Annotated in this window: 18 protein-coding genes; 9 read left to right on the plus strand and 9 right to left on the minus strand. The window is 69.0% G+C overall.

Annotated elements, in window-relative coordinates:
• Positions 1-5: 5 nt before the first annotated feature.
• Positions 6-1,697, minus strand: a complete 1,692-nt coding sequence (locus RIN18_RS05060) for an ABC-F family ATP-binding cassette domain-containing protein (RefSeq protein WP_309102861.1) — start codon at positions 1,695-1,697, stop codon at positions 6-8.
• Positions 1,698-2,022: 325 nt separating this feature from the next.
• Here RIN18_RS05060 and RIN18_RS05065 point away from each other — a divergent pair, with 325 nt between their 5' ends.
• Entirely contained in the window at positions 2,023-2,505 is a 483-nt protein-coding gene (locus RIN18_RS05065) for a hypothetical protein (protein WP_309102862.1), read from the plus strand.
• On the opposite strand, the gene RIN18_RS05070 is transcribed toward RIN18_RS05065, so the two are convergent.
• Positions 2,506-3,171 (minus strand): alpha/beta fold hydrolase, encoded by a 666-nt coding sequence (locus tag RIN18_RS05070; RefSeq protein WP_309102863.1) that lies wholly within the window; start codon positions 3,169-3,171, stop codon positions 2,506-2,508. It lies immediately after the preceding gene.
• A gap of 96 nt (positions 3,172-3,267) precedes the next feature.
• Here RIN18_RS05070 and RIN18_RS05075 point away from each other — a divergent pair, with 96 nt between their 5' ends.
• Positions 3,268-3,867 carry an NUDIX hydrolase family protein gene (locus RIN18_RS05075; RefSeq protein ID WP_309102864.1) on the plus strand — a complete coding sequence of 200 codons (600 nt, stop codon included), beginning with the start codon at positions 3,268-3,270 and terminating at the stop codon, positions 3,865-3,867.
• Here the strand turns inward: RIN18_RS05075 and RIN18_RS05080 are convergent.
• Both RIN18_RS05080 and RIN18_RS05085 read right to left on the minus strand, forming a co-directional pair.
• Complete coding sequence (locus RIN18_RS05080) at positions 3,864-4,613, minus strand: tyrosine-protein phosphatase (protein ID WP_309102865.1); 750 nt, start codon at positions 4,611-4,613, stop codon at positions 3,864-3,866. The genes RIN18_RS05075 and RIN18_RS05080 overlap by 4 nt on opposite strands.
• 2 nt (positions 4,614-4,615) lie before the next feature.
• Positions 4,616-5,683, minus strand: a complete 1,068-nt coding sequence (locus tag RIN18_RS05085) for a low specificity L-threonine aldolase (RefSeq protein WP_309102866.1) — start codon at positions 5,681-5,683, stop codon at positions 4,616-4,618.
• Between the two features lie 223 nt (positions 5,684-5,906).
• On the opposite strand from RIN18_RS05085, the gene RIN18_RS05090 reads away from it, so the two are divergent.
• Entirely contained in the window at positions 5,907-7,448 is a 1,542-nt protein-coding gene (locus tag RIN18_RS05090) for an MFS transporter (RefSeq protein ID WP_375163491.1), read from the plus strand.
• Between the two features lie 22 nt (positions 7,449-7,470).
• Here RIN18_RS05090 and RIN18_RS05095 read toward each other — a convergent pair whose 3' ends face one another.
• Together RIN18_RS05095 and RIN18_RS05100 are read right to left on the minus strand one after the other, a co-directional pair.
• Entirely contained in the window at positions 7,471-8,112 is a 642-nt protein-coding gene (locus RIN18_RS05095) for an SDR family oxidoreductase (protein ID WP_309102867.1), read from the minus strand.
• A gap of 97 nt (positions 8,113-8,209) precedes the next feature.
• Complete coding sequence (locus tag RIN18_RS05100) at positions 8,210-9,661, minus strand: DUF6421 family protein (RefSeq protein WP_309102868.1); 1,452 nt, start codon at positions 9,659-9,661, stop codon at positions 8,210-8,212.
• 72 nt (positions 9,662-9,733) lie between these two features.
• Here RIN18_RS05100 and RIN18_RS05105 point away from each other — a divergent pair, with 72 nt between their 5' ends.
• Entirely contained in the window at positions 9,734-10,183 is a 450-nt protein-coding gene (locus RIN18_RS05105; RefSeq protein WP_375163492.1) for an Lrp/AsnC family transcriptional regulator, read from the plus strand.
• 9 nt (positions 10,184-10,192) lie between these two features.
• Here RIN18_RS05105 and RIN18_RS05110 read toward each other — a convergent pair whose 3' ends face one another.
• Positions 10,193-11,218 carry a DUF5937 family protein gene (locus RIN18_RS05110; protein WP_309102869.1) on the minus strand — a complete coding sequence of 342 codons (1,026 nt, stop codon included), beginning with the start codon at positions 11,216-11,218 and terminating at the stop codon, positions 10,193-10,195.
• 93 nt (positions 11,219-11,311) lie between these two features.
• Between RIN18_RS05110 and RIN18_RS05115 the strand changes: the two genes are divergently transcribed.
• From RIN18_RS05115 to RIN18_RS05125, 3 genes are read left to right on the plus strand one after another with little or no spacing between them, the layout of a single operon-like run.
• Complete coding sequence (locus RIN18_RS05115) at positions 11,312-11,674, plus strand: cupin domain-containing protein (protein WP_309102870.1); 363 nt, start codon at positions 11,312-11,314, stop codon at positions 11,672-11,674.
• A 39-nt stretch (positions 11,675-11,713) separates the two neighbouring features.
• Positions 11,714-12,004 (plus strand): DUF4287 domain-containing protein, encoded by a 291-nt coding sequence (locus RIN18_RS05120; RefSeq protein WP_309102871.1) that lies wholly within the window; start codon positions 11,714-11,716, stop codon positions 12,002-12,004.
• Positions 12,005-12,056: 52 nt separating this feature from the next.
• Complete coding sequence (locus RIN18_RS05125) at positions 12,057-13,025, plus strand: 1,4-dihydroxy-2-naphthoate polyprenyltransferase (RefSeq protein ID WP_309102872.1); 969 nt, start codon at positions 12,057-12,059, stop codon at positions 13,023-13,025.
• Between the two features lie 24 nt (positions 13,026-13,049).
• Here RIN18_RS05125 and RIN18_RS05130 read toward each other — a convergent pair whose 3' ends face one another.
• Both RIN18_RS05130 and RIN18_RS05135 read right to left on the minus strand, forming a co-directional pair.
• Complete coding sequence (locus tag RIN18_RS05130) at positions 13,050-13,331, minus strand: DUF4229 domain-containing protein (RefSeq protein ID WP_309102873.1); 282 nt, start codon at positions 13,329-13,331, stop codon at positions 13,050-13,052.
• A gap of 9 nt (positions 13,332-13,340) precedes the next feature.
• Complete coding sequence (locus tag RIN18_RS05135) at positions 13,341-14,246, minus strand: hypothetical protein (protein WP_309102874.1); 906 nt, start codon at positions 14,244-14,246, stop codon at positions 13,341-13,343.
• A 121-nt stretch (positions 14,247-14,367) separates the two neighbouring features.
• Here RIN18_RS05135 and RIN18_RS05140 point away from each other — a divergent pair, with 121 nt between their 5' ends.
• Together RIN18_RS05140 and RIN18_RS05145 are read left to right on the plus strand one after the other, a co-directional pair.
• Positions 14,368-15,348, plus strand: a complete 981-nt coding sequence (locus RIN18_RS05140) for a glycosyltransferase (RefSeq protein WP_309102875.1) — start codon at positions 14,368-14,370, stop codon at positions 15,346-15,348.
• Positions 15,345-16,718, plus strand: a complete 1,374-nt coding sequence (locus RIN18_RS05145; RefSeq protein ID WP_309102876.1) for a polysialyltransferase family glycosyltransferase — start codon at positions 15,345-15,347, stop codon at positions 16,716-16,718. Before RIN18_RS05140 ends, RIN18_RS05145 begins: the two co-directional genes overlap by 4 nt.
• Positions 16,719-16,720 lie beyond the last annotated feature (2 nt).

The following is a 16,720-nucleotide window of genomic DNA, read 5'->3' on the forward strand; positions in this document are numbered from 1 at the left end:
GAGCGTCACACGACCACCTCGGTCAGCGCCCCCTCCGCATCGATCTCGAGCGTGCGCGCGAGATCGAGCCGCCGCAGGAACGCATCGTCGTGGCTGACGACGAGCACCGCGCCCCGATAGGCGAGCAGCGCCTCGACGAGCTGGTCGACCGTGTCGAGGTCGAGATTGTTCGTCGGCTCATCGAGCACCACCAGGTGCGGAGCGGGATCAGCGAGCAGCACCCGGGCGAGGGCCACCCGGAAGCGCTCGCCGCCGGACAGGCTCGACACGGGCCGATCCGCGGTGCCTCCCCGGATCAGAAAGCGCGCCATGCGGTTGCGCAGCTCCTTCTCCGGCACACGAGGGGCGGCGTCGGCGATGTTCGCGAACACCGACCGGGTCTCGTCGAGCCCGTCGATGCGCTGCGGCAGGTAGCCGATCCGGTCCGTGTGGGCTTCTGCCGCAAGGCGAGGCCGGTCAGAGTTCAGGAGATCTGCGCCGGATCCTGCGGAATCCGGCCTTTCTGCCGATGTCCGGCTGATTCTTCCTGAATCATCGACCGCACCCTGCGCGCTCTCCACGAGCCGCCGCAGCAGTGTCGTCTTCCCGGCACCGTTGGGTCCGATCAGCGCCGTGCGCTCCGGTCCCTGGATGATCCAGGAGCGGTTCTCGTCGGCGATGGTGGCGATGCGGCGACTGCGCGAGACCTGCGGATCGGGCAGCTCGATCTTCATCGAGTCGTCATCGCGTATGCGTCGGCCGGCCTCGTCGAGAGCTGCGCGGGCGGCATCCTCTTTCTCGCCCATCTCGACGCGAAGTCGGCCGGCTGACACCTGGGCCTCGCTCCTGCGGCCGTGCGCGATGATCTTCGGAACGCGTTTCTCCACCTCGGCCTTGTGCGCGGTGCGAGCTCGATGGGCGAGCTTGACCTCAGCCTCGATGCGCTGCCGCTTCTCCTTGCGCATGGCCTGGGCGGCATCGCGCTCGGCTTGCCGGGCCGCATCCTGCTCGGCATCCAGCCAGGCGCGCCATTCGGAATACGGACCGCCGAACACGCTCAGGGTGTGAGCGTACAGCTCGGCGGTGTCATCCATGAGTTCGAGCAGCGAGAGGTCATGACTGACCACAATGAGGGCGCCCTTCCATGAGCGGATCATCGCGGCGAGCGTGGCGCGGGCACCTCGGTCGAGATTGTTCGTCGGCTCATCGAGAAGTGTGATCGGAGCCCGGCGGAGGCGGATGCCGGCGATCGCGACCAGGACAGCCTCGCCGCCGGAGAGCTCTCCGACCCTGCGGTCGAGAAACGTCGGGTCGAGGCCGGCTTCGGCGAGCGATGCTTCGGTGCGCGCCTCGATGTCCCAGTCATCGCCCACCGCGTCGAAGCGCGCGGGGTCGACGTCGCCTGCAGCGATCGCCCGTACCGCGTCGAGCGGTTCGGCGACGCCGAGCAGTTCGGCCACGCGACGATCGACGTCGAGAGTCAATTGCTGAGGCAGGTAGGCGACGTCGCCGCTGGCGAGAACCGCGCCGGCGGTCGGGCGGAGTTCCCCCGCCATCAGACGGAGGAGCGTGGATTTGCCCGAGCCGTTGCGGCCGACCAGGCCCGTGCGGCCGGTGCCGAACGAACCGGAGACGCCGTCGAGTGCGACGGAGCCGTCCGGCCAGGTGAACGAGAGGCGGTCGAGGGTGACCGATGCGTTGAGGGTCGGTGTTGACATGAGTGTCTCCCGGAGGTGTGCGGGTGCACTGACGCCGGGCATCCGGTTACGGAGGCGTCGGAAACCGACGCCGGAAGAGGCGGATGCGGGCCGTGTGAGTCGGCGATCGTCGGGTCAGCGCGCGGAAAGAGGAGCGCGGAGGCGACGAATCAGATCAAAGGACTTCCAGACACGGCGGACAGGACCACACGACTGTACCCGGGCGTGTCGGGTTCCCGCAACCCCGGGCGTGTCGCTGCTGTGCTCGATATCCGCCACGCGGCGCTTGCTCGATATCCGCCACGCGGGGGATGCGGCACCACCCCTCCCCGCGTAGCGTCGGAGCATGGCCGACGACAGGATGAGCAGCAGCGAAGCGCGGATGCGGACGGGGTGGGGCGTGGGGATCGCTCTCGGCATGGGCGTCGGAGTCGCCCTCGGCGTCTCGCTGGACAACATCGCCATGGGCATCGCACTGGGCCTCGCCGTCGGCATCGCCTTCGCCGCGGCGTTCAGCGCGAAGCCCGCCGCCGAAGACGGCGAGGAAAAGGACCCGGCGTCGGATCCCAGCAGCGGTACGGATGCTTCGGCTGAAGCCGATCCGGCGCTGGAGGTGGAAGCGGACGCGCCGCTGAAGGTCGAAGCCGATCCGGCGCTGGAGGTCGAGGCGGATGCTCCGCTGGCCGTCGAAGCGGATGCTGTGCGGGACGTCGAGGCGGACCCCCGGCTGGAGGTCGAAGCGGATGCTCCGCTGGGCGTTGAGGTGGATGGCACGACGGAATCGGATGCCACCACGAAACCGGAACCCGGCGACCGCCCCGCCCCCTGATCAGCCCGACGCTGCGACGTCTTCCGGCCGATCCCGCCATTTCTCCAGGAACAACCGCACGTCGGCGAGCTCCTCGTGAGAGATGCTGTGGGTGAGCCCCGGGTAGACGCGACCGGACAGTTCGGCGTGATCCGGCAGCCACTGCGCCGTCTGATCGATGAGCGCAGGGGGGATGACGTCGTCGTGCGATCCGCGTCCCCAGAACACCGGGGGCCTGCGCTCGCGCAACTCTTCGTCGCGCGGCAGCTCGCCCTGAGCCGCGTATCCGCTGAGGGCGACGACGGCGCCGAAGCGGCGCGGATCCAGCCGCATGGCCTGCAGCGACACCGCCGCACCCTGCGAGAAGCCGAGAAGGGCGATGTCGTCGACATCGGCGTGCGCATCGATCCACGCCAACAGCGCCTCGGCGGCCGCGGTCACCGCTTCCGGACTCCGCCCCTCCAGCCCCTCGATCGCGTACCAGGACCTGCCAGGCGTCGGCCAGGGGGGCATCAGTGGAGCGGCGACGGATGCCACCGCGATCCCGTCCGGAAGATAGGGCACCAGGCCGAACAGATCGTTCTCATCGGCGCCGTAGCCGTGCAGGAGCACGAGCAGCGGCATCCCCTCCCGCTCGTCGGGCGACCACCGGGTCGCCGCGGCGTCGATGACGACAGAAGCGCTCATGCGACCATCCTGCCAGCGCCCGACCGGCACCGAGAAGCCGAGCGCCCTGGCGTGAGGTCCATATCAGGATGCCGACGCGGCTGATAGAAATGAGACATGTCCGTGCGCACCCCTGATCCCGACCCGGAACCCGACGACGGTCTCGGCGGGTTCGACGACGCGCAGCCGGCCTCGCGTTCGAATCCCGGCTGGCTGAGTGACATCGAGCTCGAAGAGGCGAGACGCCGGCTGCCCATGCTCTACGTCGAGGCGATCCCGGTGCGCACCGACGGATCCGGCCAGGTCACCGAGATCGGCATCCTGTTGCGCTCGACGCCCATCGGCGAGATGACCCGCACGATCGTCTCGGGCCGCGTGCGGTTCGGCGAGACCATCCGCGATGCGCTGTTCCGCCACGTCGAGAACGACCTCGGACCGATGGCCTTCCCGCTGCTTCCACCGCAGCCCCTGCCCTTCACCGTCGCCGAGTACTTCCCGATCCCCGGTGTCAGCGCCTATCACGACGACCGCCAGCATGCGGTGTCGCTGGCGTTCGTCGTGCCCGTCACCGGTACCTGCGAACCCCGTCAGGACGCGCTCGAGGTCACCTGGTTCACGCCTGAGGAGGCCGGATCCGACGCCGTGGCCGCCGAGATGGAGGGCGGCCGGGGCACCCTCATCCGCTTGGCGCTCGCGAACCTCGGGCTGCTGCGTTAGAGAACGTCGCTCTGCAGGCGCGCAACCAGCGCGTCGATCCGTGCGCCCGAGACGCCCGCGTGCGACAGGTACGCCCTGACGTCGAAGTCGGCGATCCAATCGCGCAACACCGACACGCGCTCGGCGATCCGCTCCTCGATCTCGGCATCGCTGAACATGGGTTCGACGTAGCCGCCCTGGCCTGGCAGCGGCAGCGCGGGGAGGTCACGGGCATGGCGCCTGCTCGCCTCGCGGAACGCCGCGCCATAGTCGTCGGTAATCGCATCGATCTCGGCATCCGCGAGACGCAGCAGCGTCGCCGACACCAGGCCGGTGCGGTCTCGGCCGCCGGCACAGTGCACGAGCACCGAACCGGGTGCGTCCGCGATGGTGGTGAAGACAGCGGCGAGCTTCTCCGGGTACATGCGCAGGTTGCCGGCGAAGCCTCGGGGATGATCGAGCCACGGTCCGACGACGCGCATGAACTCCGGGTCGTCCGGGTCCTCGGTCGGCGCGTGCACGATGTCCACGCCCAGCGCGTGGCCGTCCGCGAGGACGGGGTCGGTCACACGGCGCGTGCGCTCGGGCGGGTTGCGCAGATCGATCACCGTCGTCACACCCGCCGCGCGGAGGGCTGCCCAGCCGGCATCCGTCAGGGTCTCGGGCCGCCCCGAGCGGAACACCTGACCGATGGCGGTGCTTCCGCCTGTGCGCAGTGGTATTCCGCCGAGGTCACGGAGGTTGAACGCTCCGTCCCAGTCGGTCATCGTCAGGCGCGGGTCAGCCGCGACAGCTCGGCGACGAACGCGTCGACGTCGTCTTCCTGCGTGTCGAAGCTGCACATCCAGCGCACCTCGTTGCGCGCGGCGTCCCAGTCGTAGAACCGGAAGGATTCGCGGAGGCGGTCGGCGACGCCGTCCGGCACCGTCGCGAAGACCCCGTTCGACTGGGTCGGCTGCGTGAACGCGACGCCGTTGATCGAGCCGTCGGCGATGCCCGCCTCGATGGCCGCCCGCAGGCGTCGTGCCATCGTGTTGGCGTGGCGGGCGTTGCGCAGCCAGAGGTCGCCCTCGAGCAGCGCGATCAGCTGCGCCGAGACGAAACGCATCTTCGACGAGAGCTGCATGTTGAACTTGCGCGCGTAGAGCAGGCCGTCGGCCGCCTCGGGGTTCAGCACGACGATCGCCTCGCCGAGCATGGCGCCGTTCTTGGTGCCGCCGAAGCTCAGCACATCCACGCCGGCGTCGCGCGTGAAGGCGCGAAGCGGCAGGTCGAGAGCCGCGGCGGCGTTGGAGAGCCGGGCACCGTCGAGATGCAGCTTCATGCCCCGCCCGTGCGCGTGGTCGGCGAGGGCGCGGATCTCGGCCGCCGAGTAGAGCGTGCCCAATTCGGTCGACTGGGTGATCGAGACCACCAGCGGCTGGGCGCGATGCTCATCGCCCCAGCCCCAGGCCTCGCGATCGACCAGCTCGGGGGTGAGCTTGCCGTCTGGCGTCGGTACGGTGAGGATCTTGAAGCCGCCGATCCGCTCGGGAGCGCCGCCCTCGTCGACGTTGATGTGAGCGGAGGATGCCGCGATCACGGCGCCCCATCGCGGCAGCATCGACTGCAGGCCGGTGACGTTCGCTCCGGTGCCGTTGAAGACCGGGAAGGCTTCCGTGCCCTCCCCGAAGTGCTGGCGGAACACCTCCTGCAGGCGCTCCGTGTACGCGTCGGCGCCGTACGCCCCCTGGTGGCCGTCGTTGGCGGCGCCGATCGCGGCGAGGACCTCGGGGTGGATGCCGGAGTAGTTGTCACTGGCGAAGCCCCGGATCGCGGGGTCATGCTGGATGCTCACCGCACAAGCCTATTGCCCGGGTGACGCGAGCCGTTCGGGCGGGTCGCCGGCGCCGGACGATTCGAGGTGCTCGTGACGATTCGAGGTGGGACTGCGGCGGAATCCACCGCGAATCGTCCGGCTCACCGCGAATCGTCGGGCCGGAGCGGCGCGGATGCCGCGACGGCGAGGCTGCAGGCAGCGAGGGGTTCCGGATGTCGGACGCCGGCCATACGATCAGACCGTGACCGACACCGCAGACTCCGCGCGCCCGCCAGGGCCGGCAGACGAAGCCTCTCCCGGCAGCCCCCGCGCCAAGAGGGCGTTCACCAACGTCCTCATCAACACGCTCATCGCCAACGTCACGACGAGCTTCCTCTGGTTCGCGCTGACGTTCTGGGTGTACATCGAGACGCAGTCGGTGCTGGCCACGGGAATCATCGGCGGCGCCTACATGCTGTTCGTCGCGTTCTTCGCGATGCTGTTCGGCACGATCGTCGACCGGCACCGCAAGCACAGGGTGATGCTGATCTCCAGCGTGATCTCGGCGATCGCCTTCCTCATCGCCGGGCTGCTCTACGCGTGGCAGCCCGAATCCGCCCTGCTCGATCTCGGCGGTCCGTGGTTCTGGCTCTTCTCTGGCGTCATCCTGTTCGGCGGTGTCATCGAGCAGCTGCGCAACATCGCGCTCTCCACGACCGTGACGCTGCTCATCGAGGAGGACAAGCGTGCGAACGCGAACGGTCTCGTCGGCACCGTGCAGGGCCTCGCCTTCCTGGTGACGAGCGTGTTCTCGGGCCTGTCCATCGGCTTCCTCGGAATGGGATGGACCCTCGTGATCGCCATCGTCGCGATGGCTCTGACGTTCGTGCACCTGCTGTTCGTGCGCATCCCCGAGAGTGCGCCGGTGCCCGACGAGAACGCGACCAGCGCCCTGGATTTCCGCGGCAGCGTGCAGGCGATCCGCCTCGCCCCCGGGCTGTTCGCCCTCATCATCTTCTCCACGTTCAACAACCTCATCGGCGGCGTCTACATGGCGCTGATGGACCCGTACGGTCTCACGCTGTTCGACGCGCAGACCTGGGGGTTCGCGCTCGCGTTCGCCTCGACGGGGTTCATCATCGGCGGCGGTCTCGTGGCCAAGTTCGGCCTGGGCAGGCTGCCGATGCGCACGATGCTGCTCGTCGTCATCGCCATGGGGCTTCTCGGTGCGGTGTTCATGCTGCGCGAATGGTGGCCGCTCTACGTCGTCGGCATGTGGCTCTACATGATGCTGGTGCCGCCGGTCGAGGCGGCCGAGCAGACGGTGATCCAGAAAGTCGTGCCGTTCACGCGACAGGGGAGGGTGTTCGGCGTCGCTGCGGCCATGGAGGCGGCCGCCGCGCCGGTCACGGCGTTCCTCATCGCCCCGATCGCCGAGTTCCTCATCATCCCGTACATGGACAGCTCGGCCGGCCAGCGGCAGTGGGGATGGCTGCTCGGCGAGGGCGAGGCACGCGGCATCGCGCTGATCTGCCTGTTCGCGGGTCTCATCATGGTCGTCGCCGCGATCGCTGCGTTCTTCACGCGCTCGTACCGTCAACTCGCCGAGCTGTACGCGGCAGCGCCCGAGCAGGCGCCCGACGGCGGCACCGACGGCGCGGACGACCCGGGCGTCGAGTCGTCGGATGCCGACGCGGAGGCCGCCGCGGATGCCGACGCCTCGAGGCCTGCCGATCATCGATCGTTCGATGCGCCGGCGCCGGTGCGCGGACAGCCGCCCGAGATCCCGGACCGACGCCGCTGACGCGGTCGCGGAGCGACGCGGCTCAGAGGAGGTCGATGATCCGGTCGTTGAGCTTCGCGGCATCCACGTCCCACAGCGACAGAACCGCGGGCACGAGCGCTGCGGTGTCGAGGGCTTTCGCTCGGAACACTACGGATGCCGTGCGCAGCGGCTCACCGGCATCCCGAGCCGACTTGGCGTAGCCCTGCGCGACCGCGAGAGTCCAGGCCTCGCTCCCGGCCTTGATCGCCGCATAGTTCGCGCCGCCGGCGAGCGGGCGGCCGACGGCCGTCGATGACACGATCGCGAACCTCCCGGCACCCGACGCACGAAGCCGCGCGTCGAAGGCACGGCTGGTCGCGCGGACCGCGGCGAGGGCGGGCAGCAGTGCGTCGAAGTCGTCATCCGACTGCCCGGCGAGGCCGCCGCCGCCGCGCCAGCCGCCGACCAGAGGGATCACGCCGTCCACGGACTCGAGGCGTGATGCGAGTGCGGTCATGTGATCGAGCGAGGTGGCGTCCGCGACCTCGATCTGCACGCCGGCATCCTTCAGCGGCGCGAGACGCTCCGCCGATCGGCCGGTGGCGACGACGCGCGCACCGGCGTCCTGAAGGGCCGAGGCGAGGGCGAGTCCCGACGCACTCGTGGCACCGGCGAGGACGACGGTGCGGTCAGTGACGCTCATATGCTCAACTTTCGCGGAGAGATCGAACTTCTGCGGCCGATCCGGGCCGGAATGGCCGCAGAAGATGCGATCGGCCGCAGAAGTCGCGAAGAGGGGATCAGTCGTCGGTGCCGCGGATGCCGACGGTCGACTCGATCACCGGCTTCATCTTCTTGTCGAGCGCCTCGAAGAACATCGACAGCGGGAACTCGTCGTCCAGCACCGCGTCGGTGTATCCCCTCGGCGAGCCGGAGAGGATCTCGTCCGAGAGGCCGCGGGCCCAGTTCGACGCCGGGTGCGGCGTCAGGACGCTCCGAACCAGGTCGTACGCGGCGAGCCAGTGCGCCGTCTTCGGGCGGTCGATCGAGCGCCAGTACAGCTCGTCGATCGCATCACCCAGCGCCACGACGGCGTCGGGTACGCCCTCCCAGTCGAAGGCGAGCCGCGTGTCGGTCCAGTGCAGCACGCCGCGCTGGTGCAGCCAGGCGAACAGCAGCTGACCGCCGAGACCGTCATAATTGCGCACACGAGAACCGGTGATCGCGAAGCGGAAGATCCGGTCGAAGATGACCGCGTACTGCACGAGGGCTGCGTGCTCGAGCATCTCCTGCTCGGAGCCCACGAGCACCTCGCCGGCGGCCGCGCGGGCCGACAGTGAACGCTCGATCTTCACGGACTCGCGGAACGCGGTCAGATCGCACCGCAGTTCTTCCAGCGAGTACAGGAAGAACGGCATCCGCTGCTTGATCATGAACGGGTCGAACGGCAGGTCTCCGCGCATGTGCGTGCGGTCGTGGATGATGTCCCACATGACGAAGGCGCGCTCGGTGAGTGCCTGGTCGTCGAGCATCGCGTTCGCGCGCTCCGGCAGCTCGAGTTTCGTGATCTCGGCAGCGGCGCGGGTGACGCGGCGGTAACGCGCGGCCTCGCGGTCCTGGAAGATCGCACCCCACGTGAAGGTCGGGATCTCCCGCATCGACACGGTCTCGGGGAACAGCACCGCCGAGTTCGTGTCGTAGCCGGGGGTGAAGTCGACGAGCCGCAGCGAGACGAAGAGCTTGTTGCCGTAGTCGCCGGCCTCGAGCGCCGCGATGAACTCGGGCCAGATGGTCTCGACGATGAGCGCCTCGACGAGCCGGTCGCTGGATCCGTTCTGCGTGTACATCGGGAAGACCACGAGGTGGCGGATGCCGTCGACACGATGCTGCTGAGGCTGGAACGCCACGAGGGAGTCGTGGAAGTCGGGCACACCGAAGTCCTCGGACGCCCAGCGATCGAAGTCGGTCACCGAAGCTGCGAGGTAGTTCGCGTCGTGCGGGAAGGCGGGGGCGAGTGCACGCACGCCGGCGGTGATCTCCGCGACGAACCCGCGCGCCGCGGCGTGGTGGGCGGCATCGGGGATCGAACCGTCCTTGACCTGGAGCTCGCGGAGCGCGATCGCTGCATCCTTGAGGCGCTTCCAGGCGGCGGTGGTCTCTGCGATCGACGCATCCTCGACGACCTCGGGTTCGCCGACGATGGCCTGACCGTTGCTGGTGGCAGCAGGGGTCTGAGCGGAAATGATGGACATCGGGACCTCCGATCGGGAAGTTGTTCGGAAAGTTTCCGGCGAAAGCCGACTACAGCCGATATTCTTTCATGTATGGATGATCCTGTCGAACGAGCCATCCTCGCCGCGATCTCTCTCGACGGCCGTGCCACGTTGTCTCAGCTGTCGGATGCGGTGGGGCTCTCAGTGTCGGCGGTGCAGTCCCGACTGCGGCGCCTGGAGACCCGCGGCGTCATCACCGGCTACCGGGCCATCCTCGACCCGGAGGAGGTGGGCGCTCCGCTGTCGGCGTTCATCGAGATCACCCCGCTCGACCCCGCTCAGCCCGACAACGCGCCGGAGCTGCTCGAGCATCTCAGCGCGATCGAGGCGTGCCATTCGATCGCGGGGGATGCGAGCTACATGCTCTTCGTGCGGGTGGCGTCTCCTCGTGCGCTCGAAGAACTCGTGCGCGATGTCCGCCTCGCGGCCAACGTGAGCACGCGCACGACCGTGGTGCTGCAGACCTATTACGAGCACCGGCCGATCATCTCGCCCGAGTAGGAGCGCCCCTCACAGCACCGCGCCCACCATCGCCTCGCCGAGCGGGGTGCGCAGGTGCAGCATGCGAGCGCCGTCGCGCTGGCTCGTCACGAGTCCGGCATCGCGGAGCACGGTGAGGTGGTGCGATGCCGTCGACACCGCGATGCCCGCATCCGCCGCGACCTCGGACGTCGTCCGCGCCGTGCCGGCACCGAGGAGGATTCCGGCGCGGGCGGGGCCGAGCAGGGAACCCAGCGCCTCGGAGATCTCGGTCCCGTCACGCGCCCACCCCGCAGTGACACCGCGGGCCGGGTAGAAGAGAGTCGGCTGTGCCGGCGGTTCGGTGAGCACCATGCAGCCCCACGACGACATGACGGAGGGCACCAGCACCAGGCCGACGCCCCGGCAGTCGACCTGTTCGCTGTGCCTGCGCAGCGACACGCGCACGGCGCCCTCGCCCCAGCTGACCTTCGAGTGCAGGCCGTCTGCCATGCCCGAGATGCCGGACGTGGCCATCGTCTGCGCGCGAACCGCGATGTCGGCTCGGAGCAGACGCTCGAGCTGCGGCCATACCGGCGAGAGCGCCGTGTTCCAGAAGTGCTCCCAGGCATCGGCGATCATGCTCCTCGCCCTCGCGGGGTTCTCCTGCATGTCACGCAGTGCCTGCTGGCGAGACCCGCTGGATCGCAGCACCATCTTGCCGAGGTCGACGCGCATCGGTTGGAGCGCGGCGCTGCGGAGCGCCTCGAGCTCGGCCTCCGGTGTCATCTCCCAGTGCGGGGTCGCCGTCAGGAAGTCGGGAAGGTAGCCGTCGTCGCCGATCACCGCGGCCAGGAGGGCGAAGCTCTCCCGAGGCAGGCGCTCCCGCACCGCACGCAACCAGCCCCACTGCAGCGGGTGCTGCGCCGGCCGGAGCAGGACGCGGACGGCGTGCGCCAGTTCGTGCCCTGGCGAGATGCCGAAGCGTACCGCCTGGATGTCGCCAGGGCTCAGATGGAACTCGACGCGGTGATCCGGGTGCTCGATCCCCTCGATCGGCAACGAGTTTCGATCCACATCGAAACTCTATGGGAGCGTGGAGCAGGTGTCGAGACTGAGGACCGTCGGGCCGCGGAGGCGGCCGAGGACACCGGAGAAAGGACCATCGTCATGCTCACCGCTGACATCCCCGAGGGCGTCGTCCGCGACGCCGACATCCGCATCGGCCCCGGCAGGAGCCGCAAGTTCGTCGGCTCCGAGCACGCCGCCGACATCTCGTACTTCTACGTCGAGAATCAGCCGGGCGAGGGCCCAGGGCTTCACCGGCACCCCTACTCGGAGACCTGGGTCGTGCTCGAGGGCACGGCGCGGATCACTCGCGGTGACGAGACGTTCCTGGCTGAGCCGGGCGACACCGCCACCGTCGCCGCCCACGTGCCGCACGGGTTCGTCAACGCCGGCGCCGGACTCCTGCGCATCCTGTGCATTCACGCGTCCGCCACAATGATCCAGACATTCCTCGACGAAGACTGAACACCGACAGAAGACGGAACACACCGAAAAGGAGAACCGATGTCATTCCAGGCTTACCTCGACAAGGTCGAGACCCAGACCGGGCTCACCCCGCGGCAGTTCATCGAACTCGCCAGGGAACAGGGGTTCGATGAGACCACCAAGGCGACTCCCGTCCTGAACTGGTTGAAGCAGGAGTACGGACTCGGCCACGGTCACGCGCAGGCGATGGTGCACGTGATCCTCAAGGGCCCGAAGATTAGCGCCAAGCACGTCGGCACGGGCGGCTCCCACGGCGACGCGTCCGACACGCTGTGGCTGGACGGCAAGGCAAGCAACCCGAACGCCTGAGGTCGGAGCCTGCTCAGCGGCAGGCATCGATGCTGCCACTAGGATTCCCTGCGTGGCAGCATCCTCGAAGCAAAAGAAGCGCACGAACCAGACGAAGCCCAAGCAGACCAGCGGCAACCCCGCGAAGCGTCCCGCCGTCGAGGCCGGGCCCGTCACCGCCGGCGACTGGATCGGCGCCGCGCGACTGCGCACCCTGCCGCTGGCGGCGGCCCCGGTCCTGATCGGCACGGGCGCCGCGCGGTCGACGGGGCCGGAATTTCACTGGGTCATCGCGCTCGCATGCCTCGCGGTGGCCCTGCTGCTGCAGATCGGCGTCAACTTCGCCAACGACTACAGCGACGGCATCCGCGGCACGGACGCACACCGGGTCGGACCGGCTCGGCTGACCGCGTCCGGCAGGGTGAGGCCCCGCACCGTCCTCCTTGTCGGTCTCGTCTTCTTCGCGCTCGCCGCGGCCGTCGGGCTCGCGATCGTGGTGCGTACCGGACAGTGGTGGATGCTGGCGGTCGGCGCCGTCTGCATCGTCGCCGCTTGGTTCTACACCGGCGGCAAGCGGCCCTACGGCTACTACGGCCTCGGTGAGGTCTTCGTCTTCGTGTTCTTCGGGCTCGTCGCCACCCTCGGCACGACCTGGGTGCAGGTGTTCGCGCTGCCGCAGCAGGCCTGGCTGGGCGCAGTGGCCGCCGGCCTGTTCGCCTGCGCGGTGCTGCTGGCCAACAACCTGCGCGACATCGACCAGGACCGCGCCGTCGGCAAGCGCACGCTGAGCGTCCTGATCGGGCGACGGGCGACGCAGGTGCTGTACACGCTCTTCGTGCTCGCACCGTTCGCGATCTCGAGCTTCCTCGCGCTGCTGTTCCCCATCGCGTGGCTGGCGCTCATGGCGCTGCTCGCGGCCCTTCCCGCCGTCCTCATCGTGTGGACGTACCGGCGGGCGCAGGAACTCGTCGTCGCTCTCGCCCTCACGTCACTGTCGTCGTTGCTCTACGCGGGCGCCCTGTTCTGGGCCTTCGTCGGCTGATCGGGCGCTGACGACCGGTCGCCGTCAGCGCCTGTCGTCGCCGTCGATCGCCTGGTCCTCCGCCTCGGCATCCGTCTGACCGGCGGAGGTGCGTTGCCGCCTTCGCTCGTGCAGTTGCGTCGATGCACCGGACAGCGGTGCGCGCAGGAAGAGCAGCGAGATGCTGGCGCCGATGAGAGCGGCGAAGATGGCGGCGAGCCACCAGAACTCCCGGAAGATCGGGAAGAAGAACCACAGGATCGCCAGCGGAACCAGGAAGGCCAGCAGCCGCAGCACGGTGTAGACGAGGAGGGGTGCAGGCTTCACCCTTCCAGTCTATGGTCGCCGTTCTGGGAGCCCGATGCGTGCGAACGGGATCCCCCGCACCACCCGACGCCACGGGTGTTCGCCGAGCGACCACAGCACGCCGGCCTCGGGGTCGAGCGCGAGATCCTCCGGGCCGACGGGAAGTGTCACATCGTGGCGCCGAAGATCCTCACGCGGTCCGCTCCACAGTTTCCCGGGAAGCATCAGGTCCGACTGCGAGATGAAATGCTGCGCGCCCCAGCGGACAGCCCCCTGCATACGTGGGATTCCGGGGGAGAACTCGAGACGGCCTACGAAGCCGCCAGCCCCGTCCTCGGGGATCGAGAACTCCCCGATCCGTCCGCGGTCGTCGGTCCGGTACTCGCCGATGAGGACGCGCCCCAGCGGCCGACCTGCGTCATCGAACACGCGCCCGATGAAGGAGCAGCGCAGCGGCACGGCGTGCACGCGGGAGCGCACGGCGACGAGCGCCGCAGCCGGCAGCCCTCGATCGCTCCCGCCGCGAAGCCGGCGAGCGAGTCCACCGCTGACCCGGCGCAGATCCGAGAGGTCGAACTCCCAGATCCCCTGCCCGGTCGCGGCGACGAAGAGCCGATGCTCGAACCAGGCAAGTCCTCCGGCGTGGATCCGCGCCGGCACCAGCGCGCCGTCATCGTCCTCGATCGAGAGGGCGACGTCGAGATGGCTCGAGCGCTTCGGGTCGATGAGAGCGATGCGCGATGCGAGATGGTTTCCGCGGCGATCCTGCCGGAACCAGCTGACGGCCAGCGCCGGGCGGCCGTCCCAGATCCCCGTGTCGATTCCCTGCGGATACCAGCTCGTGGTCCACGACCGCCGGGTGAACCACCGCAGGTCGACGGTGTCTCGGCGCTTGCGCCGCATCGGGCGCCAGATCGGTCCGAAGGGCCAGAGCATCCTCCCATCGTCGCCGATGCCGCCGCCGCCCGAGGCGAAGACACCCCGCGTTCACCTCTGCGTCCCCGACCGGCAACGACCGTCTGCGACCATGCCCGACACATCCACCACCAGGAGTTCCGTGCCTACACCCCTCGTCACCGTCATCCTGCCCGCGAAGGACGCCGGTCCGTACATCGGAACGACGCTCGAGACGCTGACCCGGCAGTTCGACGACCCGGCAGCCCTCAAGCTCGTCGCGATCGACGACGGCTCCCGCGACGACACCGGGACGATCATGCGGCGGTACGCCGAGCGGTTCCCCTATGCCGAGGTCATCAGCAACGATCGGCCTCGCGGACTGTCGGACGCCCGCAATCAGGGGCTGGCCCACGTCGAAGGCGAGGCGTTCTGCTTCCTCGACGGGGATGACTGGATGCAGCCGCGCCGGCTCGACGTGCTGGTGTCGCGTCTTCACGACCTGGGCTGCGACTACCTGCGCACGGACCACGTGACCGACAAGGGCGGTCGCCGCACTCTCGTTCGCGCTCCTCATCCGTGGCGGGAACAGGTCGCAGACCCGCGCGATGCGATCCTTCCCGAGAACGAGCCCACGATGGTCGACTACCCGTTCGCCTGGGCCGGGATCTTCCATCGGCGCCTCATCGACCGCGGGCTGGCGACATTCCCGCCCGGTCTGTTCACCGCCGAGGACAGACCGTGGATCTGGCGCCTGCATCTGCAGGCGGAGTCCTTCGCCGTGGTGGATGCTCCGGCGCTGCTCTACCGGAGGGGCGTCACGACATCTCTCACACAGGTCCGTGATCGGCGTCAACTCGACTTCGCCCGTGCCATGGCTGAGGTGCTCGACATCGTCCGCGCCGATCCGGAGGGCGAGCGCTTCCTGCCCAAGGTCGTCTGGACAGCCCTCGCCCTCAGCTCCCGGCATCTCGTGCGCTCGCGGCGGATGACTCCGGCCCTGCGTGCCGAGATGCGCGCCGGCATCCTTGGCGTGATCCGGCGTCTTCCCGAGGCGCAGGTCGCCGGAGTCCTGCGGCGTCTGGACGGCTCGCGTCGCCGTGTTCTCGCGCCGGTGCTGCGTCAGGCGAGGAAAGCGGCATGACCCAGGTCTTCGCGCTGCACAGCACGTACGGTCTCGCCACGGCGGTCGCCGCGATCGACGCCGGTCTCCTGGGCGATGAGGAGCGGGTGCTGGTGCCCTTCACGTCATCGCGAGTGCCGGAGACGAGCGTCGGCATCGCGGCCGATCCTGCTCTGAACACGCTTCGCGACCGCTTCGACCGCATCGAGGATCTCGATGCCGTGCTCGGCCCGCTTCACCCGTCGTTCTGGGAGCCGCGTGATGTCGATCTGCCGGTGTTGGAGCGCCTGCTCGCGCGCGCCTGGAACGTCGATGCTCGTGACCTCGAGCTCATGGTGCAGAGTCCGCAGGTGGCGCCGGCGCGCACCCTGCTGTCGGTCTTCCCTTCCGCCCGTGTCACGATCATCGGCGACGGGCTGATGACGTACTCGCCCATGCGGGTGAAGCTGCCGCACATCGTGTCGGCGCGCATTCGACGCGTCGTGTACGCCGATGTGGTGCCTGGTGTCCAGCCGCTCGTCGGCGGTACGGCCGCGCTCGCCGTCCCCGTCGCACCTGAGACGTTCAAGGAAGCGCTCCTCGAGACGGCTGCGAGCGCGTTGCGCGACGACGCCGCGATCTCGACACTGGATGACGGCACGCCGACGGTGCTGGTGCTCGGGCAGTACCTCTCGGCGCTCGGCCTCGTGAAGCCGGAAGAGGAGATCGCGCTGCAGGCGGACATGATCGACCGGGCCGTGCAGTGGTCGCCGGAGCGCGTCGTCTTCAAACCTCACCCGTCTGCTCCGCCTCTCCTCGCCGACGCCGTCCGCGAGCGGGCGATCGCGCTCGGTCTGGAGTTCGTCGAGTACCGGGGTTCGATTGCCGCAGAAGTCCTCGCCGACCGGCTGGACGTGCGAGGCGTGGTGGCGGGATTCTCGACGGCGCTCCCCACCGTGCGAGAGCTCTTCGGCCGAGAGATCGGCTCCGCAGGCACGGAGACGGTGATGAAGAGGCTGACGCCGTTCGAGAACAGCAATCGCATCCCGGCGACGATCGTCGACGCGCTCACCCGCGCGGATTCGCCCTATCAGGATCCGCTCCGACTGCAGTTGCTGATCGACGCCGTCGGCTTCGTCATGCAGCCGGTGATCGCCGGACACCTGCGCTCTCGAGCCGAGCAGCTGCTGACGGAGCTTGACCCGGCCGAGCGCGAGCGGTATTTCTCGGCGAAGCGGCTGTCGGTGCTGGGTCTTCCCGGGTCCGCGGGGGAGACTCTGCTCGGCCGGGTGATCCGGGCCGCCGACGGAAGCTCCGCCGACGGCGTCGGGCGGATCGAGGAATGGCGACTCACGGTCAGCGGCGCGCGCCGTCGCGCCGGACGCGCATGGCGAGCGATTCGAGGACGATGACG

The organism is Microbacterium sp. (assembly GCF_031179285.1).
In the GTDB taxonomy this organism is placed as follows: Bacteria; Actinomycetota; Actinomycetes; order Actinomycetales; family Microbacteriaceae; genus Microbacterium.

What these genes read in the sequence shown, in the direction of transcription:
- RIN18_RS05080 (WP_309102865.1), bottom strand. Translation starts at nt 4,613, where the DNA reads ATGACCGACTGGGACGGAGCGTTCAACCTCCGTGACCTCGGCGGAATA.
- RIN18_RS05105 (WP_375163492.1), top strand. Translation starts at nt 9,734, where the DNA reads ATGGATGATCCTGTCGAACGAGCCATCCTCGCCGCGATCTCTCTCGAC.
- RIN18_RS05065 (WP_309102862.1), top strand. Translation starts at nt 2,023, where the DNA reads ATGGCCGACGACAGGATGAGCAGCAGCGAAGCGCGGATGCGGACGGGG.
- RIN18_RS05060 (WP_309102861.1), bottom strand. Translation starts at nt 1,697, where the DNA reads ATGTCAACACCGACCCTCAACGCATCGGTCACCCTCGACCGCCTCTCG.
- RIN18_RS05135 (WP_309102874.1), bottom strand. Translation starts at nt 14,246, where the DNA reads ATGCTCTGGCCCTTCGGACCGATCTGGCGCCCGATGCGGCGCAAGCGC.
- RIN18_RS05100 (WP_309102868.1), bottom strand. Translation starts at nt 9,661, where the DNA reads ATGTCCATCATTTCCGCTCAGACCCCTGCTGCCACCAGCAACGGTCAG.
- RIN18_RS05075 (WP_309102864.1), top strand. Translation starts at nt 3,268, where the DNA reads ATGTCCGTGCGCACCCCTGATCCCGACCCGGAACCCGACGACGGTCTC.
- RIN18_RS05070 (WP_309102863.1), bottom strand. Translation starts at nt 3,171, where the DNA reads ATGAGCGCTTCTGTCGTCATCGACGCCGCGGCGACCCGGTGGTCGCCC.
- RIN18_RS05115 (WP_309102870.1), top strand. Translation starts at nt 11,312, where the DNA reads ATGCTCACCGCTGACATCCCCGAGGGCGTCGTCCGCGACGCCGACATC.
- RIN18_RS05145 (WP_309102876.1), top strand. Translation starts at nt 15,345, where the DNA reads ATGACCCAGGTCTTCGCGCTGCACAGCACGTACGGTCTCGCCACGGCG.
- RIN18_RS05095 (WP_309102867.1), bottom strand. Translation starts at nt 8,112, where the DNA reads ATGAGCGTCACTGACCGCACCGTCGTCCTCGCCGGTGCCACGAGTGCG.
- RIN18_RS05120 (WP_309102871.1), top strand. Translation starts at nt 11,714, where the DNA reads ATGTCATTCCAGGCTTACCTCGACAAGGTCGAGACCCAGACCGGGCTC.